The organism is Dyella sp. BiH032 (assembly GCF_031954525.1).
Taxonomy (GTDB): domain Bacteria; phylum Pseudomonadota; class Gammaproteobacteria; order Xanthomonadales; family Rhodanobacteraceae; genus Dyella_D.
This window is the reverse complement of record NZ_CP134867.1, coordinates 937,151-958,989: the sequence shown is the minus strand read 5'-3', so window position 1 is coordinate 958,989 and position 21,839 is coordinate 937,151. Positions and strand designations below refer to the sequence as shown.

The window sequence follows — 21,839 nt, the reverse complement described above, 5'->3', positions numbered from 1 at the left end:
AGGAGCCTGCCGTGCCGACCACCCTGCTGCAATCCGATCTTCCCGGCCTGGAGCTGCTCCACCGCGGCAAGGTGCGCGACGTCTACGCGCTGCCCGGCAACCGCCTGCTGATCGTGGCCAGCGACCGCCTGTCCGCCTTCGACGTGGTGCTGCCCGACCCGATCCCGGGCAAGGGCGAAATGCTCACGCAGATCTCCAACTTCTGGTTCGGCAAGACCGAACACCTGGTGCCCAACCACCTGCTGCAGACGCCGCTGAGCGAAGTGCTGCCGGCGGGCACCGACCTGGCCCTCTACGAGAAGCGCGCCGTGGTCACGCGCCGCCTGAAGCCGGTGCCGGTCGAGGCGATCGCGCGCGGCTACCTGATCGGCTCCGGCTGGAAGGATTACCAAGCTACCGGCGCCGTCTGCGGCCTCCAGCTGCCCGCGGGCCTGAAGCAGGCGCAGCAGCTACCGGCGCCGATCTTCACCCCGTCGACCAAGGCCGCCGTGGGCGACCACGACGAGAACGTCAGCTTCGACGCGGTGGTCGCGGCCGTGGGCGCCGACCTGGCCGAGCAGGTCCGTGAGGCCACGCTGACCATCTACAAGTGGGCGGCCGCCTATGCGGCCGAGCGCGGCATCATCCTGGCGGACACCAAGCTCGAGTTCGGCACCGACGAGAACGGCAAGCTGTACGTGATGGACGAAATGCTCACACCCGATTCTTCGCGCTACTGGCCGGCCGACGAATACCGGGTCGGCATCAGCCCGCCGAGTTACGACAAACAGTTCGTGCGCGATTACCTGGAAACCCTGGACTGGAACAAGAAGGCCCCGGGCCCGCACGTACCGGCCGAGGTGATCGCGAAGACCGAGGCGAAATATGCCGAGGCCTTGCGCCGCCTCGCCGGCATCGAGCTGAACTGAATTCGCAATGCGACCCGACTCGGCGCGTAACGGCATGCGCGACTGGCTGGACAGCTACGCCGGCGATCACCAGCATCCGACCAACCAGCGCCTGCACGAAATGTGCGTGCCGCTGATCCTGTGGAGCGCGATCGCGCTGCTGTGGACCCTACCGGTGCCCGCCCTGCTCGGCCGCCCGGGCTTTTGGTCGGTGGGCGCGCAGGTGCTCGCCTTCGCGTGGTACTGGAAACATTCGCGTCGGCTGGGTGGCGCGATGTTCGTCGCGTTCGTGCTGCTCGATCTGCTCACCGCCTGGCTGTTCGGCACCTTGGGCCCGTCCGCGCTGCGCTGGAGTGCCGTGGCCGTGTTCGCGCTGGCCTGGGTCGGTCAATTCGTGGGGCATGCGATCGAAGGCCGCCGCCCCAGCTTTCTTACCGACCTCTCCTATCTGCTGGTCGGTCCCGCCTGGCTGATGGACAAGCTGCTGCGCCGCCTCGGCCTGGGAGAAGAACCGGCATGAACACCTTTCTCGTCCTGCTGAGCAGCCTGCTGTGGTGGGTGCTCTACAGCAGCATCGGCGCACTGTTCGTGGCGATCATCGCGTGGGCGGTGCTGCGCTGGATCGAGCGCTGCAACGTGGTGTTCAACCGCGCCTACCTCGCGTGCCTGCTGTGGATGCTGCTGAGCGTGATTGTCGGTGGCGCCGCGCTGATGAAGCAGGGTGCGCACGCGGATCCGCGGGTGCTGCTGCAAGCCTTTGGCTGGCGGGCGTTTCTGGTGCTCGATATGTTGGTGGGTGTGGGGTTGTTGTGGCGGCTGGTGCCGCGGGTGGATGCGCGGCGGATCAAGCCGACGAGTGCTTGTTTGGTGGTTGCGGTGGTGATGTTGGTGGTGTTTGGGGTGGGGACGAGTTTGTTCGGCTGAACCTTTTGGGTGTTCTTTTGCGAGGTGGTTTCGCCCTTGTGGGAGGCCTTACCCTTTCGCCGGAGAGGGCCTGTTTCTGGCCTCGCCATCACAGGCTCGTCATTCCGGCGTAGGCCGGAAGGTCGCTCGGTTGTCGCGAGTGCATCGCCAGTCTGGTCTCGCCCCGTGCGGGGCGAGGGTTTCGCTCTCCTGCCGGAGAGCGAGTTACTTCTTCTTGCTTGCCCAAGAAGAAGTAACCAAGAAGAAGGGCCCCCTGCGCGGCGCCCTCCGCAGCCTTCGCTGCTGCGGGTGCGTTGAGGGCTGGCCGGGCTTTTCGACAGGGCATCCTGCCCTGATCGAAAAGGCGGGGACGTCCCTGTCCCCGCCCCGCTTCGCGGGCCTGATCGTCCAGCCCTCACCGCCGCGAAGGGAACCCGGCAGATCAAGAGCATTCGGAGCGTCGCTTCGCTCGCTCTTACTTTGTCATCGGCTCCTTGCCGCGGTACCGCACTTCTCCTTCTCCCCTCCGGGCGACCCGAAGGTAGTCCCCGTGGGAGAGAAGGCGGGATGAGGGGCGGGGCTCGCGACTACGATTCCCCGCCTTTAACAGCCAACCACGCAGCGCTGCTCACCATCCTCACCACCCGGCCGCTTCCTCGTTCGCCTTTCGCACCGCATCGACAAAGCTCTTGAACGGTATGTCGGTGATACCAACCAACCCCACATGCGAGTTCTCGCCATCGAGGATGCGCCCGCTGGCGGGTTGATCGGTGTACTCGAACCAGTGCGCGCCGACGATGTTCGGATCCTGTGCCGCGGCTTGGACATAGCGCGCATAGGCTTCGCCTCGCTGCGCTTCGTTCCATACCGGCACTACGCCTTTGCCGAATGGCCCGCGGTCGTCGGAGCCGAAGTGGAATTCGGTCAGCATCGCCGGCTTTTCCAGCTTCGCCAGCGCGGCCATGTCCACGCCGTGCTGGGGCACGTCGGCGTAGGCGTTGAAGCTGATCACGTCGCAGTAGCGCGCGCAGGCGGCCACCGCTTCGGGTGTGTTCACCGAGAAGCGGGCGCCGAGGAACAGGTGATGGGGGTCGTGCCGGTGCAGCGCTTCGGTGACGATGCGGAAATACTGGTCGGCGTATTGCCGCAGCCATGCACTGTAGTCGGCGGCGATGGCCGGATAGGTTTCGCTGGGCAGCGGCGCCGCGTAGCCGGTCGCATTCATCGCGTCCCATGCCGGAAGCTGGATGCCCCAGGCAGCGGCGAGCTTCGCCGGTTCGCCGTACTTGCGTTTCAGCGCCGCGATGAAGGCCTGCTTGGCGTCGCTGCGCGCCTCGCCGCGCAGCGTGCCCAGCGCGAGCCCCCAGCGGCCCTGCGGTCCGGTGCCGGCCCACGGCAATTCGTTGTCGGCGAAGTAGCCGAGCAGCCAGGGATCGTCGCGCGCCGCGCCGGCAGCCTTCGCCGCGGCCTTCTCCGCTGCCAGGGCGAAGCGCGGATCGAATGGGTCGGGCATGCGGCCCCAATAGTCGTAGCCGCTGGAAACGTTGCCGAACACGCCCGCCACTTCGATGGAACGCGTGTATGCCATGCGGTGCGCGCCGGCGTTCGCCAGCACGTCGTCGCTCCAGTTGCCCACGGTGTTGAAGCCCCAGGCCTGCAGTCGGGCCATGGCGCGCGCACCCCAGGCGGCCTTCCAGTTCGCGCCATCGAGGCGATAGAGGTTGGCGGCGTAGAAATCGAACCAGCGGCCGTGGTTGTAGCCCATGCCCGCGGCCGCGGCCGCATCGGCGCTGCGGTTGTCGCCGCTGCCGTAGAAATCGCGCCATGCGCCCTGGTCCGGCGGCAAGTCCACGAACATCTCTTCGCGTCCCTGCACGTAGCTGCGCTGGTCGGTGGCCACCGCGTTCACGCCGAGCGAGAAGAAGGCATGTCCTTCCGGCGTGACCAGCCGCCAGCGTCCGTCGCGCCGTTCGGCGCGGAACCAGCCAGTGGCAGAGAACGGCTTGAGGTCCAGGCGGCCGCCGTAGCGGTCATGGCGCGTGCGCGCCGTCGTAGCGAGCTCCGCCTGGGCGCGTGCCTGCGCCGCGCGCAGCGCTTCGTCGCTGTCGATCTTCTCCGGCCATTGTCCGCGCGTGTACTGGCCGTAGCGGTCGACGATGGCGGTATATGCATCGCGCCACGCGGCATCGCCCGGCACAGTCTCGACCCGGCCGAACAGCAGGGTCTGCGCGGCGCCCGGCTTGGGCACGCCGATGCGTATCGCGGCGACGCGGTGCAGATCGAGCTGCCCCTCTACGGTGGTCGCCACCAGCAGCCGCTCGCCCCGGGCCTCGTACGGCATCGGCGGACCGACCTGCATGCCCTGCATGCGCGGCGAGACGGCATGCAACGGCACCACGACCGTCTGCGGCGGGCCGGCCGGCACGCCCACGGTCGCGTGCAGCGCCTGCTCCGGCGATGCGCCTTCGATGTCGATGCGCAAGGTCACGGCCCAATCCATGCCGTTCTGTACGCGCAGATGCAGTTCGCCCTGGTCCTGCCAGTCCCACGCGCCGGATGCGGGGGCCGCGCTCAGGCGCGGCGCGTCGGCGGGCTGGAAGACGTAGGCCTGCAGCACCGCGTCGCCATCGCGCACCTGGCGATCGGCGCGGGTCACTTGCGCCAGCGTCGTTCGCGGCGAAGGCTGCGCCAAGTCGGCGCTGAACTTGCCGGCCGCCGCCGGAGCCACGCCCACCCAGGCCATGACCCAGGCCGCACCCCACGCTGCCAACCGATGCCATCGAATCATGCGCGCCTTCCTCGTCGGAAAAGGTGGCAAAAGTATGCAGCCCGCGCGGGTGACGAGGAGCGCCTACGCGCTCAGGTCAGCCCACGGCGCCCGCGCCAGGCGCGCCACGCGTAGTAGACGGGCACGCCCGCCAGTACCAGCAGCAGACTGATGCCGGCATCGCCCGGAGAGTCCAGCGTGGTGGCCGCGATCACGCCCAGCACGGTCAGCACGAACAGCAGCGGCAGCACCGGATAGAACGGCACCCGGTAGGGCGCCGATTCCGCGGCGAAGCGGCGCCGGTACCAGAACAGCGTGGCGATGCCGAAGGCGTGGAACAGCCACTCGCCCACCGTGGTGTAGTTCAGCAGCTGGCCGAAGGTGCCGGACAGCACCAGCACGATAGCCCAGCCGCCCAGCACCGCCAGCGCCACCTGCGGCGCGCGGGTCGTCGCGTCGATGCGGCCCACGGCGCCGAAGAACATGCCGTCCGCGCCCATGGTCTGCAGCACGCGCGCGCCACCGGCGATGGCGATGCTGCAGTAACCGAAGGTGGAACAGGCGATGCCGATGGCCATCACGCGCGCGCCTGCCTCGCCGAACAGCTGGCGCATCAGGTCCGCCGCCGGCGCATGGCTGGCGGCCAGGCCCGCATGGCCGAGGCCTGCCAGGTAGGCGAAGTTCACCAGCAGATAGCACAGCACCACAGTGACCAGGCCCAGCCCCAGCGCGCGCGGCAAGGTGCGCTGCGGTTCGCGCACTTCGCCGGCCAGATCGTTGAGGTAATGGAAGCCGCCGTAGGTGAACAGCACCGGCAGCAAGGCGCCGAGGAAATCCCATGGTCCCGCCTGCCGCGCAGGGTCCGGCCCAAGCACGGTGCCGAGATGCCCGCGCACGAGCACCAGCGCGGCGGCGACCAGCATGGCGATGGCCGCCAGCTTCAGCACCGTGAACAGGTTGAGCATGCGCGAGCCGGCTTTGATGCCGAACAGGTTCACGCCCACGATGAAGGCGATCGCCGCGGCGGCGATGGCGCCCGCCCACTCGGGCGGCAGGCCCAGCGCGGCGCAGAAATAGTCGGCGAAGGTCCGCGCCACCGCGGCAACGCTGCCAGGATAGTTGATCAGCGCCATGGTCCAGCCGAACAGGAACGCCGGCAGCTGGCCGAAGGCTTCGCGCATGTAGATGTAGATGCCGCCCGCCTGCGGGCGCCGTGCGCCCAGCTCCGCGTAGCACAGCACGCCGGCCAGGGTGAGCAGGCCGCCGATCGCCCACAGCAGGAGCAGCTCCCAGCCCGAACCGGTGCGCTCGGCCACCGTGGATGCGCTGCGGAAGATGCCGCCGCCGATGACGCCGCCGATCACGATGGCGGCGGCGTCCCAGGTACCGAGCCGGCGGAGGTAGGAAGAAGAAGTGTCGGTCATGGGGACCGACGATACCCGGGATGGACGCGCGTGTGGTCGGTGACCGGTGGGCTAGGGCGCGGAACGGCCGGAGGCGTGCGCCGTTCCGCGCCGCATGTCAGCCTTCGGCGCGCAGCAGCGCCAGCACAGCCTTGGCCGCCTCCACCGACGAGGCCGGGTTCTGGCCAGTCACCAGGTTGCCGTCGGTGACCGCGTAGGGCTGGAAGTCGGGCTTCTTCGAATACTCGGCGCCATGTTCCTTGAGCATGTCCTCGACCAGGAACGGCACCACGTCGGTCAGGCCCACCGCGGCCTCCTCGCCGTTGGTGAAACCGGTGACGCGCAACCCCTTCACCAGCGGCTCGCCCTTGTGCCGAGTATGGCGGAACACGCCCGGGCCATGGCAGACCGCACCTACCGGCTTGCCGGCGGCATAGGTGCGTTCGATCAGCTCGATCGAAGCCTTGTCCTCCGCCAGGTCCCACAGCGGGCCGTGACCGCCCGGATAGAACACGGCGTCGTACGGCGCCCTGGCCGCCTCGGCCAGCGGCAGCGTGCCGGCCAGCGCGGCCGTGGCCTTCGCGTCGGCGCGGAAACGGCGGGTGGCCTCGGTCTGCGCGTCCGGCGCATCGCTCTTCGGATCGAGCGGCGGCTGGCCGCCCTTGGGCGAGGCCAGCACCACGTCGGCACCGGCGTCCTTGAACACGTAGTACGGCGCGGCGAATTCCTCCAGCCAGAACCCGGTCTTGCGGCCGGTGTTGCCCAGCTGGTCGTGCGACGTCAGCACCATCAGGATCTTCATGGAAACATTCCTCGGGTAAGCACCGCCCATCCTGGCAGGACGGGCGGTAAGCACGCGTGATGTGCGGCGTCCGGGCCGGCATTCAATGGCCGCACTGGCCTTTCGCAGAAATGGGCAGCCAAGATGGAGAATCGGGCAGCCAGGCCGGTTCCGTGCTTAACTCTGGCGGCCCTCCACGCCCGATTCCGTCCGCGCTCCGTTCGTGTCCTCCACCCCGCGCAAGATCATCCACATCGACATGGACGCGTTCTACGCGTCGGTCGAACAGCGCGATGACCCATCGCTGCGCGGCAAGCCGGTGGTGGTGGCCTGGCGTGGTGCGCGTTCGGTCGTGTGCGCGGCGAGCTACGAGGCGCGCAAGTTCGGCGTGCGTTCGGCGATGCCGGCGGTACGCGCCGAGCGGCTGTGCCCGCAGGCGATCTTCGTGCCGCCGGATTTCGGCCGCTACAAGGCGGTGTCGCGGCAGGTGCGCGAAATCTTCGCCCGCCATACCGACCTGATCGAGCCCTTATCGCTGGACGAAGCCTACCTCGATGTCACCGCCGCCAGGACCGCACTCCCTTCCGCCACCGCCACGGCCGAAGCGATCCGCGCTGCGATCCGCGAGGAAACGCAGCTCACGGCGTCCGCGGGTGTGGCGCCGAACAAGTTCCTGGCCAAGATCGCCTCGGATTGGAACAAACCGGACGGCCTGTTCGTGATCCGTCCGCACCAGGTGCTGGAGTTCCTCGCGCCGCTGCCGGTGGGCCGCCTGCCCGGCGTGGGCAAAGTGATGGAGGGCAAGCTCACTGCGATGGGCATCGCCACGGTCGGCGAACTGCGCGCGCTCGCGGCGGCGGATCTCGAACAGCGCTTCGGCCGCTGGGGCCGGCGCCTGCACGAACTCTCGCTGGGCATCGACGATCACGCGGTGGAACCGGACCGCCCTACTCTGCAGGTATCGGCCGAGGACACGTTCGAAAGCGATCTCACGCTGGACGAGCTGGAACCGCACATCCGCCGCCTCGCCGAGAAGACCTGGGCGGCGCACCAGCGCGAGGCCGCGGGCAACCACGGCCGCGTCGCCCGCACCGTGGTGCTGAAGCTAAAGACATCCGACTTCCACACGCTGACGCGCAGCCTCACGCCTTCGGTCCGTCCCGCCTCCGCGGCGGAACTGGCCGACCTCGCCTGCGCGCTGCGCGCCCGCGTCGAGCGCCCGGCGGAAAGCCGCTACCGCCTCGTGGGCGTGGGCCTTTCGGGCTTCGTCGAGCAGGACAGTTTCGTGGCCCAGGGCGACCTGTTCGAGCACGGCTGACCGGGCGCGCGCCACTGCTGCGCTACGCCGGGATCGGCTACGCTGCGCGTCTTCCAGCCTCGCCGGAAACGGATCCATGCATCTCGAACTGCCGAACGTGCGCCTGCACTCGCTGAAGGACTTCGCCAAGCACTACCTGATGATCGTGCTCAGCATCCTCACCGCGCTGGGCCTGGAAGCCTGGATCGAGCGCTCGCATCACGCGCATGCCGCGGAAACCGCCGGCCGGCAGATCCGCGCGGAGATCGAAACCAACCTCAGCGACGTACGCACCTCGATCAAGGCGAACCAGGCACTGATCGCGCCGCTGCGGGCGCTCGGCGAGGTGGTCAGCCAGGACATCCGCGAAGGCGTGCCCGCCGCCGTCATCAACCAGCACATCCAGGCGCGCAAGGCGGACTTCAAGCTGAGCATCAACTGGCCCACGTTCGCCTCGCAGGCCTGGGACGTGGCCGTCGCCAACCAATCGGCCAGCTGGATGGATGGCGCCGAGCTGCGCCACTATTCGGCCGCCTATGCCGACCTGCGCGACGCTTCGAATTGGATCACGCACGACAGCATCATCCTGCTCAACGCGCCGAGCATGGCGGCGCTGCACACGCGGATCGAACTGGGCGCACCGGTCGATCCGCTGGAATTCGTCACCGTGCTGCACCAGATGGTGAATACGTCCGAGGAAACTCAATCGCACCTTCGCCAGCTCGAGAGCCATCTGGTGCACGCGCTGGCGAAGGAAGACGGTGGCGCGGCTCACGGCTGAGCGCGCACCGCAGCGGCTTCAGAGTTCCAGCACCTTGTCCAGGCCGCGGTGAACGCCCGGCGCCAGGCCGGCGACCTTGCGGATCGCCAGCAACGCGCCATCCACATAGGGCTTCGCGCTGCTGCCGGCGTTGTGACGCAGCGCCAGAGTCTGGTCCGGCATGCCGAAGATCACTTCCGCGCCCAGCACGAAGCCCGGCAGCCGCACCGCGTGCACCTGGGCGCCGCCCAGCGTGCCTCCACGCGTTTCGCGCACGCCGTTGGTCTGCTCCAGCGGTACGGTAAGTTCCGGCTGGCGCACTTGGCCGAGACGGCCGGCCAGTTCCCGCACCGTGCCGCTGGGCGCGTCCGGTTTGCCGTCGTAGGCGTAATCGATGATTTCCCAGCTGGGGATGTACTTCGCCGCCTGCTCGGCAAACTTCTGCAGCAGCACCATGGTGAGCGCGAAGTTGCCGCAGGCGAGTACGGCGCGGCCTTTCGCCCGCGCCGCAGCGTCGATCTGCGCGTAGTCCGCGTCGGTCAGGCCGGAGGTACCCACCACGACATGGGCGCCGTGTTCCAGCGCAGCAAGGATATTGGCCTTGGCGCTGTCGGGCTTGGTGTACTCCATGAACACATCCACAGGACGCGCGAGGGCTTCGGCCGCGGTCGCGAAGACCGGCGTATCCAGGCGTCCGTCACCCAGCGCCTGCGCGAGCGTGCTGCCCGCCTGCTTGCGCGAAACCGCGCTGACCAGCTTCAGCCCTTCAGCGCCGGCGATGCCGCGGGCCAGTTCCGAACCGGCCCAGCCGGTGGCGCCCGCCAGGCAGATGTTCAATGACATGAGTACCTCCTGATCGATTCGACAATCCTCACAGTTGCCGCCGCGCGCCACGATTTGCAAGGCCCACCGGCTGCACTGCCGCCCGGTGGTGCCGATCGGCTACGCTCGGCGCCTGCTCCTTCGGGCTGATCGCCATGCACCTCGAATTGCCGAAAATGCCATTGCAGTCGATGAAAGATTTCGCCAAGCACTATCTCATGATCGTGCTGAGCATCCTCACCGCGCTGGGGCTCGAAGCGTGGATCGAGCATACCCACCACCGGCATGCCGCCACCGAGGCCAGCGCGCGTATCGATGCCGAGATCCGGCAGAACCTCGCGGACATCCGCAAGATGCGTGAGCACGATGCGATGCGCCTGCGCGAACTCGAACACCTCAAGGCGGTGCTCAGCGAGGACATCAAGACTCATGCCTCGGACGAGGTCGTTCATCGACACGCGCACGAAGCGGTGCCGGATGGGCTTTATCTCGACTACCGCTGGCCCGTGCTGCGCCGCGAGGCGTGGGACCTCGCGGTGGCCAACCAGTCCGCTGGCTGGATCGACGACGAGCGGCTGCGCAGTTACTCCTCCATCTATGCAGCGCAGGCGACCAGCGCAAGCATCCTCGCCGAAGACATCCCCATGGTGCTCAACGGACCACGCATGGTCGATGCCATGCTCGATTTCGACACCGACGGCTACTCGCCGCGCGAACTCCTGCACGTGGTGAACCAGATGGCGGGCGCCGCGCACGAAGTCGTGGGCATGCTCGATAACCTGACGCAGCGGATCGAAGCCAACCTGCCGGCCAGCCGGCACTCGGCCTGAGCGGCGTAGCTCGCGCTGACCATCTCCTTGGCCGTCGTTTTCTCAAGCATTGGCGCGGGCCATCGTTCGCGCCAGATGAAGCGTTGCGCGCATAGACGGTCTTCGCGCGCCGCGCTTTTTTTCGAATGCACAAATCATTGATCTCCGTGAACGCGGCAGAGCGCACGCGTTCGGCCCCGTATTTTCAGCGCTCATGTCGCATGCGTAGACACGTCCTTCACGCACGCGCCATCGCAGGTGTTTGACGGAACCTCTTTCGATTTGCCTTGCGATCGGCAAATGCATTACGAAGTGCCCCGCGGAGCATTCGCGCCACAGCGCGCCGATGCCTCGCCAAGGGGATGCGTCAACGTTCGACTCACCGCCTGGATGGCGGGAGGCATGCAGCTGCATGAGATCGACCGCCACGTTCTTCGCGTGGCGGCGCAGGTGAGTTGTTGTTGGGGATGACCGGCGCCTGGATGGTCCAGCGCCGAAACCGATAGCTATTCGTATACCAGGGAGAAACCCGATGCGTGCCAGTTTGACTTTGGTTCTGGCGTCCGGCTTGCTTGGCGCCACCAGCTTTTTCGCGGCGCATGCCGCGCAGCCCGCGGATGTTTCCGCACAAGCCTCGACCGAGATCGTCAGCCCCTTGGAAGCCCAGGCCCGAGCGCAGTGGCGCGAGGACATTTCGCACATCGCCACGCCGTCGGAAGGCTGCTTCCACGCCACCTATCCCAGCGTCATCTGGGAACGCACCGCGTGCAAACAGGCGATACCGCGGGTCGCGCCGATGCCGCGCTGGCGCAGCTTCGGTGCCGCGCAGAACGCCGGCAACGGCAATGACTACACCTTGCAGTCGTCCACGCTCATCACCAAGGCCGTGGGCAGCTTCCCGTCGGTGACCGGCGTGACGTCCGAATCCGGCGTGGGCGTGGCGGCGTACGGCGGTGGCGGCATCCTCGGACCGAACGAGTACTCGCTGCAGATCAACTCCAGCTTCGACCACACCACCTCGGCCTGCCGCAACCATTCGGGCTGTACCGTGTGGCAGCAGTTCGTCTATGCGCCGGACTACAGCGTGAACGGCGAAGCGGCCGTATTCATGCAGTACTGGCTGATCGGCTACGGCGGCAGCAGCTGTCCGAGCGGCTTCGGCAGCGACGGCGCAGGCGACTGCTACCGCAACAGCGCGGCCGCGACCGCGCCGGACGTACCGGCCACACAGCTGGGCAACCTGAAGTTGACGGGCACGGTGAGCTCCGGCGGCACGGACACCGTCGTCTTCACCAACGGCACCCAGGCCTACAGCGCCAGCGGAAACGACAGCGTGCTGTACCTGGCGCAGGTATGGGACGTGTCGGAGTTCAACGTGGTCGGCAATGCCGGCGGCTCGGAGGCGAAGTTCAACAGCGGCTCGTCGATCACCGTGAAGGTGGCGGTGAACAACGGTTCGACCAGCGCACCGGCATGCGTCGCCAATTCGGGCAGCACGGGTGAGAGCAACAACCTCAATCTCGGCAGTTGCACCGCCGGAGGCGGTTCGTCGCCGTACATCCAGTTCACGGAATCGAACTGACCCGGCTTCGCCGCGGCATGGCGCCATGAAACGAAAGAGCCCGAGACAAGCTCGGGCTCTTTCGAAGCAGACACGCCAACCGGCCTACTTCCGCTTGGGAATGTACAGATCGGTGATCGTGCCCTCGTACACCTCCGCCGCCATGCCGATCGATTCGCTCAGCGTGGGATGCGGATGGATCGTAAGGCCGATGTCCGCCGCCTCGCTGCCCATCTCGATGGCGTGGGTGACCTCGGCGATCAGGTCGCCGGCATGCGGGCCGACGATGGCGCCGCCGACGATGCGGTGCGTTTCCTCGTCGAACAGCAGCTTGGTAAAGCCTTCGGTGCGGTCGATGCCGATGGCGCGGCCGCTGGCCACCCACGGGAACTTGCCCACGCCGATCTTCAGGCCTTTTTCCTTCGCTTCGCGCTCGGTCACGCCGACCCAGGCGATTTCCGGATCGGTGTACGCCACCGAGGGGATCACGCGCGCATCGAAATGGCTCTTCATGCCGGCGACCACTTCCGCGGCCACGCGCGCCTCGTGGGTGGCCTTGTGCGCCAGCATCGGCTGGCCCACCAGGTCGCCGATGGCGAAGATGTGCGGCACGTTGGTGCGCATCTGCGTGTCGACATTGATGAAGCCGCGCTCGGTCACCGCGACGCCGGCCTTGTCCGCGCCGATCTTGCCGCCGTTCGGCGAACGGCCCACGGAGACCAGCACGCGGTCGAACAGCTTGGTCTCGGGGATGCTCTCGCCTTCGTAGCTGACCTCGATGCCCTTCTTGGTGGCCTTGGCCTCGACCACCTTGGTCTTCAGGTGCACGCCCTTGAGCTTGCCGCCCAGGCGCTTGGCCAGCGGCTTGATCAGGTCGGCGTCGGCGCCGGGGATGATCTGGTCCATGAACTCGACTACGGTCACTTCGCTGCCGAGCGCGGAGTACACGGTGGCCATTTCCAGGCCGATGATGCCGCCGCCTACCACGAGCAGCTTGCCGGGCACGTCCTTCAGTTCCAGCGCGCCGGTGGAATCGACGATGCGGTCGTCGTCCCAGGGGAACGCCGGCAGTTTCACCGACTGCGAACCGGCCGCGATGATGGCGTACTCGAAGCGGATCAGCTTCTTGCCTTCGGCCGTCTCCACTTCCATCTCGTGCGGCGACACGAAGCTGCCCACGCCCTGCACGGTGCGCACCTTGCGCTGCTTGGCCATGCTGGCCAGGCCGCCGGTGAGCTGGCCGACCACCTTGTTCTTGAACGAGCGCAGCTTGTCCAGGTCGAGCTTGGGCTTGCCGAAGCTGACGCCGTGCGCGGCCATCGCCTCCGCCTCATCGATCACGGCGGCGGCATGCAGCAGCGCCTTGGACGGGATGCAGCCCACGTTGAGGCATACGCCGCCGAGCGTCGCGTAGCGTTCCACCAGCACGGTGTCCACGCCCAGGTCGGCGGCGCGGAACGCGGCCGTATAGCCGCCCGGACCGGAGCCGAGCACCACCAGCTTGCACTCGATGTCCGCAGTGCGGCCGCTGGCGCCGGCGGCCTGCGGCGCGGGCGCCTTGGCAGCCGGTGCAGGCGCGGGTGCCGGTGCGGGCGCGGCGGCCTTCGGCGCTTCGGCCTTGGGCGCGGCGGCATCGCCGGACACTTCGAGGATGGCGATGACGGCGCCTTCGGACAGCTCGTCGCCCACCTTCACCTTCAGCTCCTTGATGGTGCCGGCCGCGCTCGACGGGATCTCCATCGTCGCCTTGTCCGACTCCAGCGTGATCAGGCTCTGGTCCTTGGTCACGGTGTCGCCGGCCTTCACCAGCACCTCGATCACCGGCACGTTGTCGTGGCCGCCGATGTCGGGGACTTTCACTTCGATCGTGTTAGCCATGTCGTCGGTTCCTCCCCGTCAGAGCAGCAGGCGGCGGATGTCGCCGAGCTGGGTGGCGAGGAAGGAGGCGAAGCGCGCGGCCAAGGCGCCGTCGATCACGCGGTGGTCGTAGCTCAGCGACAGCGGCAGGATCAGGCGCGGCGCGAATTCCTTGCCGTTCCACACCGGCTTGGTCTGCGCCTTGGAAACGCCCAGGATGGCCACTTCGGGCGCGTTGACGATCGGCGTGAACGCGGTGCCGCCGATGCCGCCCAGCGAGGAGATCGAGAAGCAGCCGCCGGACATGTCGTTCGGGCCGAGCTTCTTCTCGCGCGCCTTCTTGGAGATCTCGCCCAGCTCGACGGCGAGGTCGAGCAGGCCCTTCTTGTCGCAGTCGCGGATCACCGGCACGACCAGGCCGTCCGGCGTGTCCACGGCGATGCCGATGTGGAAGTACTTCTTGAGGATCAGCTTCTCGCCGGTCTCGTCCAGCGAGGCGTTGAACTGCGGGAACTTCTTCAGCGCCGCGACCACCGCCTTGATCTGGAACACCAGCGGGGTGATCTTGAGGTCCTTGTTCTCCTCGCCGAGCTTCTTGCGGAAAGCTTCCAGCTCGGTGATGTCCGCGTCCTCGTGCTGCGTGACGTGCGGGATCATCGCCCAGTTGCGCGCGAGGTTGGCGCCCGAGATCTTCTGGATGCGCGAGAGCGGCTTCTCTTCGATCTCGCCGAACTTGGCGAAGTCGACCTTGGGCCACGGCAGCAGGTTGAGGCCGCCGCCGGCCGGCTGCGCGGCGCCGCTCGGACGCGCGCCTGAGGCCAGCGCGTGCTTGACGTAGGAGGTGACGTCCTCGCGCACGATGCGGCCACCGCGGCCGCTGCCCTTCACCTGGCGGACGTCCACGCCCAGCTCGCGCGCGAAGGCGCGGATCGCCGGGCTGGCGTAGGGTGCGTCGCCCGGCATGACGATGCGCGAATCGAACGGCGGGCGCGCGGTCGGCGCGACGTCGCCCTCCGGCGCGTTGCCCGGCAGGATGCCGCGGCCGCCGATCGGCGCGGGCTTCTCCTCGACCTTGGGCGCCTCGGCCCTGGCAGGAGCGGGGGCCGGCGCAGGCGCAGCGGCCGGAGCGCCATCGGCGCTTTCGATCAGCGCGATGACGGCGCCTTCGGAGAGCTCGTCGCCGACCTTGACCTTCAGTTCCTTGACCACGCCGCCGAACGGTGCCGGCACTTCCATCGTGGCCTTGTCGGATTCCAGGGTGATCAGGCTCTGGTCCTTGGCGACGGCGTCGCCGACCTTCACCAGCACCTCGATCACCGGCACGCCCTCGTGGCCGCCGATATCGGGAACGCGGGCCTCGCGCACGCCGCCGCCGGCAGCGGGGGCCGCCGCCGTGCGGGCGGGCTCGGCGGCCTTGGCGGGAGCAGCGGCGGGCGCCGGGGCCGGCGCGGGAGCGGCCGGCTTGGGCGCGGCGGCCGGGGCGGAAGCCTCGTCAGCCTCGATGATGGCGATCAGGGCGCCCTCGGACACCTCGTCGCCCACCTTGAGCTTCACTTCCTTGACCGTGCCGGCGAACGGCGCGGGCACTTCCATCGTGGCCTTGTCCGACTCCAGGGTTACCAGGCCCTGTTCCTTCGCGACCTTGTCGCCAGGCTTCACCAGCACCTCGATTACCGGGACATTGTCGTGTCCGATATCGGGCACGCGGGCTTCTTTCAGGTCGGCCATGATTTCTCCTGCGGATGGCGATGGCGCAACGCCCGGGGGATGGCGGCGCGCAAGAGCCCAATCATAGCGAAGGCACGCCGGCCCGTCTGGATCGATCTTGGTCGCAGGGGACCATGCGCATACGTATGCAACCCCTTCTCTCCGGGGAGAAGGTGCCGGCCCGGTGGGGATTCGGTTGCGGTCAGTCGGATGGGGGGCGGGCCCGTGGAAACCGGCTTGCCAGGGTGGGGCCCGCTTGCTGTCCGGCTTCTACGGTCCGCCCGGCCCCTCGCCCCCCCGGCCCTCTCCCCGGAGAGGAGAAAGGGATAGAGCGTCAGTCGGGCAGCTTCCCCTGCACGACTCGCAGTTCCCGTTGCGGGAATGGAATGGTGATGCCCTCGGCGTCGAAGCGTTCCTTGATCCGGCGCAGCAGGTCGGTCTGGGTCGCCCAGAAATCGCCGCTGCGTACGAAGGCGCGCACGACCAGGTTGACCGAACTGTCGCCCAGCGACTCGGTCCATACGCCCGGCTCCGGATCGCGCAGGATGCGCTCGTCAGCCGCGAACAGTTCGCTCACCGCTCGCATCGCCTTGCCGATGTCGTCGCCGTAGCCGATGCCCACCTTCAGCTCGAAGCGGCGCGTGCCGCGACGGTTGAAGTTGATGATGGCGTCGGCGCCGATCTTGCCGTTGGGCACCACGGCCTCGCGGTTGTCCGGCAGCACCAGCAGCGTATGCATCAGGTTGATGCTGTCGACCGTGCCGTCGATGCCGCCGGCGTGGATGAAGTCGCCCACGCGGAACGGGCGGAACACGATCAGCAGCACACCCCAGGCGAGATTGCTCAGCGAGCCCTGCAGGGCCAGGCCGATGGCCAGGCCGGCGGTGCTGAGCGCGGCGATCAGCGGCGCGGCCGGCACGCCGGCCTGCTGCAGCGCCATGACCACCAGCAGCACGATCAGGACGCCGTTGATGAGGTTGCGCAGAAAGCCGCTCAGGGTGGGGTCGAACTTCGCGCGCTGCATTGCGCGCTGCGCGAAGTTGGCGACCCGCGCCGCGATCCAGATGCCGATCAGCAGGATCAGCAGCGCGGTACCGATGTTGAGCAGATGCTGGATCGCGTTCTCGGAGAAATGCAGGCGCGCCAGGAAATCGTGCATGGCTCGGAATCCGTCCGGTGGCAACAGACGCGAAGCCTAACAGGCGGCCATGCGCCGCAGACATGCATGCCGCACGAAAGCGCATGAAAAAGCCGCGCCCTGGGGAAGGACGCGGCGGAGGGGGCGGCCCGCGAGGGAGAGGCCCGGAGCGCCCCGGTGGCCCCGCTCAGCGCGAGGCGACGTCCGGTTCCTTCTTGGCCGGCACTTTGTTGTTGTCGTCCTTGTTCCACCGCACCAGTTGCAGCCGCGAGCCATCGGCCAGGCGGAACTGGAACTGCTGCTGCAATCCGTCCAGCGCCTGCAGGCGCGGGCACAAGGCCTGGGCGCGCTGGCTCAGATGATCGGCGCGGACGTTGATTTCCTTGTCGATGGACTTGTCCAGCGAATCGGCACGCGCCTCCAGCGCCGCCACCTTGGCCTTGTCGCCGCTCAGCGCCGCCGACACCGCGCTGCCGGTGACCTTGCCGACCAGGTCGCCGACGGATTCCTGCACGCTGTCGCTCAAGGACTCGCTGATGGCTTCGTGTTTCCACACGCCGCGACCCAGCGAGCCATCGATGTCCGCCAGGGCCTGCGCGCGCCGGCGATCGAGCCTGCCGACCAGCTCGCGGCGCTCGCTCTCGCTTTCCGCGAACGTCATGGTCACCACGCGCATCGCGGCAAAGCCGACTTCCACGCCTTCGCGCGCGATGCCGGCCACTTCCGGCAGCAGGGCGCGCACCTTGTCCTCGTACTGCCGCAGGCGCGCCGCGTCGTCGGTCGAGACGGCGACGTCGCGTCCGTCCACCCGCAGGCGTCCGTCATGCATGAAGACCTGGTTCGGCGCGCCGTCTGCGCGCTCGAAGCGAATGCCGGCGGCATCCACCTGCACGTCGTAGGGCGTCTCGTAGCCGCAGGACTCATGATTGATGTGCAGATCGCGGGCCTGGACCGGCGCGCCGAGCGCCAGGCCCAGGGCGAACGCGACGGGCGCGAATCGGAAACGCATAGACACCTCCCTCGTGGTGCCCCGGCCCCTCAGCCGGGCATGGCGCCACGATGCACCCGGCGCGCTGACCCGACATGGGCCGGCCGTCATGCCGTGCCATCGGTCACATGTGGCGTCGCGCATAGGCAGCGGCCGGCCAAGCGGCTAAGTTGGCGCGCACATCCGCCGTGGGGAGCGAGGCATGAGGGACGGTTGGGACGTGATCGTGATCGGGGCCGGCCTCGCCGGGCTGGTGGCCGCCACCGAGCTGGCCGATGCCGGCCGCCGGGTCCTCGTGCTCGACCAAGAGCCGGAGCAGAGCCTGGGCGGCCAGGCCTTCTGGTCGTTCGGCGGGCTGTTCTTCGTCGATTCGCCGGAGCAGCGCCGCATGGGCGTGCGCGATACGCATGCCTTGGCGCTGGCGGACTGGATGGGCACGGCCGCGTTCGACCGGCCCGAAGACCACTGGCCACGGCGCTGGGCCGAAGCCTATGTGGATTTCGCGGCCGGCGAGAAGCGTGCCTGGCTGCACGGCATGGGCATGCGCTGGTTTCCGGTGGTGGGCTGGGCCGAGCGGGGCGGCCATGGCGCCTACGGGCACGGCAACTCGGTGCCGCGCTTCCACGTCACCTGGGGCACCGGGCCCGGCGTGCTGGAACCGTTCGTGCGGCGCGCCCGCGCCGCCGAGGCGAAGGGGCTGATCGAGTTCGCCTTCCGCCATCGCGTGGACGAACTGCTGGTGGAAGGCGGCGCGGTGGTCGGCGCGCGCGGCGCGGTGCTCGCGGCCGATGGCGTCGAGCGCGGGCGGCCGAGTTCGCGCGAGATCGCAGGCCAGTTCGAGCGGCGCGCGCAGGCGGTCATCGTCGCCTCCGGCGGTATCGGCGCCAACCACGAGCTGGTGCGCCAGCACTGGCCCAGCCGGCTCGGCCCGCCGCCGGCGCACATGCTCTGCGGCGTGCCCGCCCATGTCGACGGCCGCATGCTGGCGATCAGCGAGACCGCCGGAGCGCAGCTGATCAACCGCGACCGCATGTGGCACTACGTGGAAGGCATCGAGAACTGGAACCCGATCTGGCCCGGTCATGCGATCCGCATCCTGCCGGGCCCCTCCCCGTTGTGGCTCGACGCCACCGGCCGCCGCCTGCCCGGCCCGCTGTGGCCTGGCTTCGACACCATGGGCACGCTCGCCCATCTGCGCCGTACGGGCTACGACTACAGCTGGTTCGTGCTCGACCAGCAGATCATCCGGCGCGAATTCGCGCTGTCCGGCTCCGAGCAGAATCCCGACCTCACCAGCAAGAGCTGGCGCCAGGTCGCCAGGCGCGCGATCGGCAAAGGTGCGCCCGCGCCGGTGGAGGCGTTCAAGCGGCACGGCAAGGACTTCATCGTGCGCGAGACGCTCGAGGAACTCGTCGCCGGCATGAATGCGCTAGCGGGCAACGGCCTGCTGGACACCGCGGACCTGCGCCGCGAGATCGAGGCGCGCGACCGCCAGTTCGACAACCCGTACGCCAAGGACGGCCAGGTCATGGCCATCCACAACGCACGCCGCTACCGCGGCGACAAGCTGGTGCGCGTGGCCAAGCCACACCGCATGCTGGACCCGGCGAACGGGCCGCTGATCGCGGTGCGGCTGCATGTCCTCACCCGCAAGACGCTGGGCGGCCTGGAAACCGATCTGCAGGCGCGCGTGCTGGCACCGGACGGACATCCGCTGCCCGGCCTGTACGCCGTGGGCGAAGCCGCCGGCTTCGGCGGCGGCGGCCTGCACGGCTACCGCGCGCTGGAAGGCAGTTTCCTGGGCGGCTGTATCTTCTCCGGACGCGTCGCGGGCCGCGCGGCCGCGGCGGCGGTGGCGTGAACCCGGCGCCGGACATCGTCATCTACGGCACGGGCAGCGTCGGCGGCTATCTCGGTGGCCGCCTGCACGGCCACGCGGCGGTGCGCTTCATCGCGCGGCCGCGCATGGCCGAGACATTGCGTGCCCACGGCATGACGCTCACCGATCTGTATGGCTACCACCGCAAGCTCGACGGCAGCGAGCTCGACGTGAGCACCTCGCCCGCGGCGGCGGCGGCCCCGCTGGTGCTAGTCACGGTGAAGACCGCGGATACGCCACAGGTCGCGTGTGAGCTGTCCGGCGTGCTGCCGCCGGACGGCATCGTGGTCAGTTTCCAGAATGGCCTGGCCAACGCGGACGTCCTGCGCGCCGCCCTGCCCGGCCGCACCGTGCTGGCCGGCATGGTTCCGTTCAACGTGCTGCAGCGCGAGCCGGGCAGCTTCCATCAGGGCTCGGGCGGAGACCTGATGGCGGAGGATCATCCGGCGCTCGAACGCTACCTTGCTGCCTTCGCCGCCGCCGGCCTGCCGTTGCAGCGCCGACGCGACATGCCCGCCGTGCAGCGGGCCAAGCTGCTCTTCAATCTCAACAACGCCATCAATGCGCTCTCCGGCCTGCCGCTGCGCGAAGAGCTGGCGCGCCGCGACTGGCGCCGTTGCCTCGCGCTCGCGCAGCGTGAAGCGCTGGCCGTATTCGCTGCGCTAGGCCTGCCGGTGGCTACGCTCACGCCGCTGCCGACGCGCTGGCTGCCCGCCCTGCTTGCGCTGCCGGACGCGCTGTTCGCGCGCATTGCCTCGCGCATGCTGGCAATCGACCCGCATGCGCGCTCATCCACCTGGGAAGACCTCCGCGCGGGCCGCCGCACCGAAGTCGACGCGCTGCACGGCGCCATCGTCGACCTCGCTGCGAAGGCCGGCCGACACGCGCCGGTCAACGCACGCATCGCGGCACTGGTGCACGCGGCCGAAGCCACGCCGTCCACCTGGACGGCCGCAGAACTGCTGGCGGAACTGCGCCGGGCTCAGTGAGCTTCTTCGCCGGCAAGCTCCTGGCGCAGCGCACGCAATGACTGCGTCTCCCACACGGCAACCACCAACAGCACGGCCGTGGTCAGTGCGGCGATCCAGAACACGGACAGCAGGAAAGCCGGCGCGACGAGAAAGGCCAGCAGCACCAGCCCCACCAGGTGGGACAAGGGAAAGTGCAGGCCGTTGACCGCCGACTTGAACAGCGCATTGCCCAACAGATAGAGCATCGGCCCGCCGATCAGCACCGCGACGGAAGCCATGTCCCCGCGGGCGTGCGGATGACTGAGGCTCAACTCGTCGCCCACCGCGCTCACGATGATGCCGGCGACGATCGGCAGGTGCAGGTACGTATAGGCCAGGCGCGCGGTGCGCCCTGGGTCCGCGGCATGGCGGATGGCGCGGCTGCCGCGCTCGGCGCCCAGGTCGAAATAGATCCACCACATCGCCACGCAGCCCAGGAAGGCCGCGATGAAAGCGGGCGCCGCCTCGCCGATGGCGTGGGACGCGGCGAAGCTTGATCCGGTGACCACCAGCGATTCGCCCAGCGCGATGATCACGAACAGGCTGCAGCGTTCGGCGAAATGGCCGCCCTCCACGTTCCAGTCGGCCGTGGTGGAGCGGCCCAGCCCGGGCACGTAGAAGTAAGCCGCCGGCCCCAGGTACTCGATGCCGAGGGCGACGATCCACCAGAGGAACCGCGTCGCGCCGTCCTGCCACGCGCCGGTGAGCCAGCACGCGCCGGTCACGGCCAGCCAGAGCAGGATGCGGGTGAAGTTGCGCCGTTGCGCGGCGGTACCGCCAAACCGCAATGCCCACACCATGAACGCCGAACGGCCCACCTGCATCGACACGTAGGCGGCGGCAAACAGCACACCGCGCGCTTCGAACGCCTCCGGCAGCGCAACGGAAAGCAGCAGTCCGGCGAAGGTCAGCGCCAGCATCAGGGCGCGCACGGCGATGCGGTCCGGATCCAGCCAGTTGGTGACCCAGCCGGTGAAGATCCATACCCACCACAGGGCGAGGAAGAGCAACAGCACCTGGACGGCGCCGGGCAGGCTCAGGTCGTGCAGCAGCGTGTGCGAAAGCTGGGTGACGCCGTAGACGAACACCAGGTCGAAGAACAGCTCGATGTTGGTGACCTTGCCGTGACCGCCGGCGACCCGCTCGCGCAGGAGGCGCGGCGGTGCGGCGGGCGGCGTGGGAGCGAAGGTGTCGGACATGGACGGAATTCCTTGGAAACGATCGGTCTGTGGCATGGCCTGCCGCCCGCGACCATGGCATCCGGCACCGT

Annotated in this window: 18 protein-coding genes; 9 read left to right on the top strand and 9 right to left on the bottom strand. The window is 68.5% G+C overall.

The window, feature by feature from the left end; all coding sequences use genetic code 11:
* Window positions 1-11 precede the first annotated feature (11 nt).
* The 3 genes from RKE25_RS04185 to RKE25_RS04175 are packed head-to-tail and all read left to right on the top strand — an operon-like array spanning window position 12 to window position 1,811.
* Window positions 12-908: a phosphoribosylaminoimidazolesuccinocarboxamide synthase gene (locus RKE25_RS04185; RefSeq protein ID WP_311841011.1), complete on the top strand. Its 897-nt coding sequence runs from the start codon at window positions 12-14 to the stop codon at window positions 906-908.
* 7 nt (window positions 909-915) lie between these two features.
* The gene (locus RKE25_RS04180) at window positions 916-1,407 is read left to right on the top strand and encodes an Mpo1-like protein (protein ID WP_311841010.1); all 492 of its coding nucleotides are present in this window, start codon (window positions 916-918) and stop codon (window positions 1,405-1,407) included.
* Window positions 1,404-1,811, top strand: coding sequence for a hypothetical protein (locus tag RKE25_RS04175; protein ID WP_311841009.1), 408 nt, complete (start codon window positions 1,404-1,406; stop codon window positions 1,809-1,811). The genes RKE25_RS04180 and RKE25_RS04175 overlap by 4 nt, the downstream gene beginning before the upstream one ends.
* Window positions 1,812-2,427: 616 nt before the next feature.
* Here the strand turns inward: RKE25_RS04175 and RKE25_RS04170 are convergent.
* From RKE25_RS04170 to RKE25_RS04160, 3 genes are all read right to left on the bottom strand, one after another.
* Entirely contained in the window at window positions 2,428-4,578 is a 2,151-nt protein-coding gene (locus RKE25_RS04170; RefSeq protein WP_311841008.1) for a beta-agarase, read from the bottom strand.
* Window positions 4,579-4,649: 71 nt separating this feature from the next.
* Window positions 4,650-5,981 (bottom strand): amino acid permease, encoded by a 1,332-nt coding sequence (locus tag RKE25_RS04165; RefSeq protein ID WP_311841007.1) that lies wholly within the window; start codon window positions 5,979-5,981, stop codon window positions 4,650-4,652.
* Window positions 5,982-6,078: 97 nt separating this feature from the next.
* Window positions 6,079-6,762 carry a type 1 glutamine amidotransferase domain-containing protein gene (locus RKE25_RS04160; RefSeq protein ID WP_311841006.1) on the bottom strand — a complete coding sequence of 228 codons (684 nt, stop codon included), beginning with the start codon at window positions 6,760-6,762 and terminating at the stop codon, window positions 6,079-6,081.
* A gap of 238 nt (window positions 6,763-7,000) precedes the next feature.
* Here RKE25_RS04160 and dinB point away from each other — a divergent pair, with 238 nt between their 5' ends.
* Window positions 7,001-8,059, top strand: a complete 1,059-nt coding sequence (gene dinB / locus RKE25_RS04155) for a DNA polymerase IV (RefSeq protein ID WP_311842323.1) — start codon at window positions 7,001-7,003, stop codon at window positions 8,057-8,059.
* A 76-nt stretch (window positions 8,060-8,135) separates the two neighbouring features.
* Entirely contained in the window at window positions 8,136-8,819 is a 684-nt protein-coding gene (locus RKE25_RS04150; protein ID WP_311841005.1) for a hypothetical protein, read from the top strand.
* Between the two features lie 18 nt (window positions 8,820-8,837).
* Here the strand turns inward: RKE25_RS04150 and dapB are convergent, their stop codons facing one another.
* Window positions 8,838-9,641 (bottom strand): 4-hydroxy-tetrahydrodipicolinate reductase, encoded by an 804-nt coding sequence (gene dapB / locus RKE25_RS04145; RefSeq protein ID WP_311841004.1) that lies wholly within the window; start codon window positions 9,639-9,641, stop codon window positions 8,838-8,840.
* 134 nt (window positions 9,642-9,775) lie between these two features.
* Between dapB and RKE25_RS04140 the strand changes: the two genes are divergently transcribed.
* Both RKE25_RS04140 and RKE25_RS04135 read left to right on the top strand, forming a co-directional pair.
* The gene (locus RKE25_RS04140) at window positions 9,776-10,450 is read left to right on the top strand and encodes a hypothetical protein (RefSeq protein WP_311841003.1); all 675 of its coding nucleotides are present in this window, start codon (window positions 9,776-9,778) and stop codon (window positions 10,448-10,450) included.
* A 511-nt stretch (window positions 10,451-10,961) separates the two neighbouring features.
* Complete coding sequence (locus RKE25_RS04135; protein ID WP_311841002.1) at window positions 10,962-12,011, top strand: hypothetical protein; 1,050 nt, start codon at window positions 10,962-10,964, stop codon at window positions 12,009-12,011.
* An 84-nt stretch (window positions 12,012-12,095) separates the two neighbouring features.
* Here RKE25_RS04135 and lpdA read toward each other — a convergent pair whose 3' ends face one another.
* The 4 genes from lpdA to RKE25_RS04115 form a co-directional block, all read right to left on the bottom strand.
* Complete coding sequence (gene lpdA, locus RKE25_RS04130; protein ID WP_311841001.1) at window positions 12,096-13,868, bottom strand: dihydrolipoyl dehydrogenase; 1,773 nt, start codon at window positions 13,866-13,868, stop codon at window positions 12,096-12,098.
* 18 nt (window positions 13,869-13,886) lie between these two features.
* Complete coding sequence (gene aceF / locus RKE25_RS04125) at window positions 13,887-15,575, bottom strand: dihydrolipoyllysine-residue acetyltransferase (protein WP_311841000.1); 1,689 nt, start codon at window positions 15,573-15,575, stop codon at window positions 13,887-13,889.
* 313 nt (window positions 15,576-15,888) lie between these two features.
* Window positions 15,889-16,713 carry a mechanosensitive ion channel domain-containing protein gene (locus RKE25_RS04120; RefSeq protein ID WP_311840999.1) on the bottom strand — a complete coding sequence of 275 codons (825 nt, stop codon included), beginning with the start codon at window positions 16,711-16,713 and terminating at the stop codon, window positions 15,889-15,891.
* 166 nt (window positions 16,714-16,879) lie between these two features.
* Window positions 16,880-17,701 (bottom strand): DUF2884 family protein, encoded by an 822-nt coding sequence (locus RKE25_RS04115; RefSeq protein WP_311840998.1) that lies wholly within the window; start codon window positions 17,699-17,701, stop codon window positions 16,880-16,882.
* Between the two features lie 181 nt (window positions 17,702-17,882).
* Here RKE25_RS04115 and RKE25_RS04110 point away from each other — a divergent pair, with 181 nt between their 5' ends.
* Window positions 17,883-19,541: an FAD-binding dehydrogenase gene (locus RKE25_RS04110; RefSeq protein WP_311840997.1), complete on the top strand. Its 1,659-nt coding sequence runs from the start codon at window positions 17,883-17,885 to the stop codon at window positions 19,539-19,541.
* Window positions 19,538-20,548 (top strand): 2-dehydropantoate 2-reductase, encoded by a 1,011-nt coding sequence (locus tag RKE25_RS04105; RefSeq protein WP_311840996.1) that lies wholly within the window; start codon window positions 19,538-19,540, stop codon window positions 20,546-20,548. Before RKE25_RS04110 ends, RKE25_RS04105 begins: the two co-directional genes overlap by 4 nt.
* Here the strand turns inward: RKE25_RS04105 and RKE25_RS04100 are convergent.
* Window positions 20,542-21,768: a low temperature requirement protein A gene (locus RKE25_RS04100; RefSeq protein WP_311840995.1), complete on the bottom strand. Its 1,227-nt coding sequence runs from the start codon at window positions 21,766-21,768 to the stop codon at window positions 20,542-20,544. The two genes, RKE25_RS04105 and RKE25_RS04100, sit on opposite strands and share 7 nt — an antisense overlap.
* Between the last annotated feature and the right edge of the window lie 71 nt (window positions 21,769-21,839).

Excerpts from the sequence above, each read along its gene's own strand:
- RKE25_RS04165 (WP_311841007.1), bottom strand. The coding sequence starts at position 5,981 with ATGACCGACACTTCTTCTTCCTACCTCCGCCGGCTCGGTACCTGGGAC.
- RKE25_RS04135 (WP_311841002.1), top strand. The coding sequence starts at position 10,962 with ATGCGTGCCAGTTTGACTTTGGTTCTGGCGTCCGGCTTGCTTGGCGCC.
- RKE25_RS04110 (WP_311840997.1), top strand. The coding sequence starts at position 17,883 with ATGAGGGACGGTTGGGACGTGATCGTGATCGGGGCCGGCCTCGCCGGG.
- RKE25_RS04150 (WP_311841005.1), top strand. The coding sequence starts at position 8,136 with ATGCATCTCGAACTGCCGAACGTGCGCCTGCACTCGCTGAAGGACTTC.
- lpdA (WP_311841001.1), bottom strand. The coding sequence starts at position 13,868 with ATGGCTAACACGATCGAAGTGAAAGTCCCCGACATCGGCGGCCACGAC.
- RKE25_RS04160 (WP_311841006.1), bottom strand. The coding sequence starts at position 6,762 with ATGAAGATCCTGATGGTGCTGACGTCGCACGACCAGCTGGGCAACACC.
- dinB (WP_311842323.1), top strand. The coding sequence starts at position 7,001 with ATGGACGCGTTCTACGCGTCGGTCGAACAGCGCGATGACCCATCGCTG.
- RKE25_RS04170 (WP_311841008.1), bottom strand. The coding sequence starts at position 4,578 with ATGATTCGATGGCATCGGTTGGCAGCGTGGGGTGCGGCCTGGGTCATG.
- RKE25_RS04120 (WP_311840999.1), bottom strand. The coding sequence starts at position 16,713 with ATGCACGATTTCCTGGCGCGCCTGCATTTCTCCGAGAACGCGATCCAG.
- RKE25_RS04140 (WP_311841003.1), top strand. The coding sequence starts at position 9,776 with ATGCACCTCGAATTGCCGAAAATGCCATTGCAGTCGATGAAAGATTTC.
- RKE25_RS04115 (WP_311840998.1), bottom strand. The coding sequence starts at position 17,701 with ATGCGTTTCCGATTCGCGCCCGTCGCGTTCGCCCTGGGCCTGGCGCTC.
- aceF (WP_311841000.1), bottom strand. The coding sequence starts at position 15,575 with ATGGCCGACCTGAAAGAAGCCCGCGTGCCCGATATCGGACACGACAAT.
- RKE25_RS04180 (WP_311841010.1), top strand. The coding sequence starts at position 916 with ATGCGACCCGACTCGGCGCGTAACGGCATGCGCGACTGGCTGGACAGC.
- dapB (WP_311841004.1), bottom strand. The coding sequence starts at position 9,641 with ATGTCATTGAACATCTGCCTGGCGGGCGCCACCGGCTGGGCCGGTTCG.
- RKE25_RS04100 (WP_311840995.1), bottom strand. The coding sequence starts at position 21,768 with ATGTCCGACACCTTCGCTCCCACGCCGCCCGCCGCACCGCCGCGCCTC.
- RKE25_RS04175 (WP_311841009.1), top strand. The coding sequence starts at position 1,404 with ATGAACACCTTTCTCGTCCTGCTGAGCAGCCTGCTGTGGTGGGTGCTC.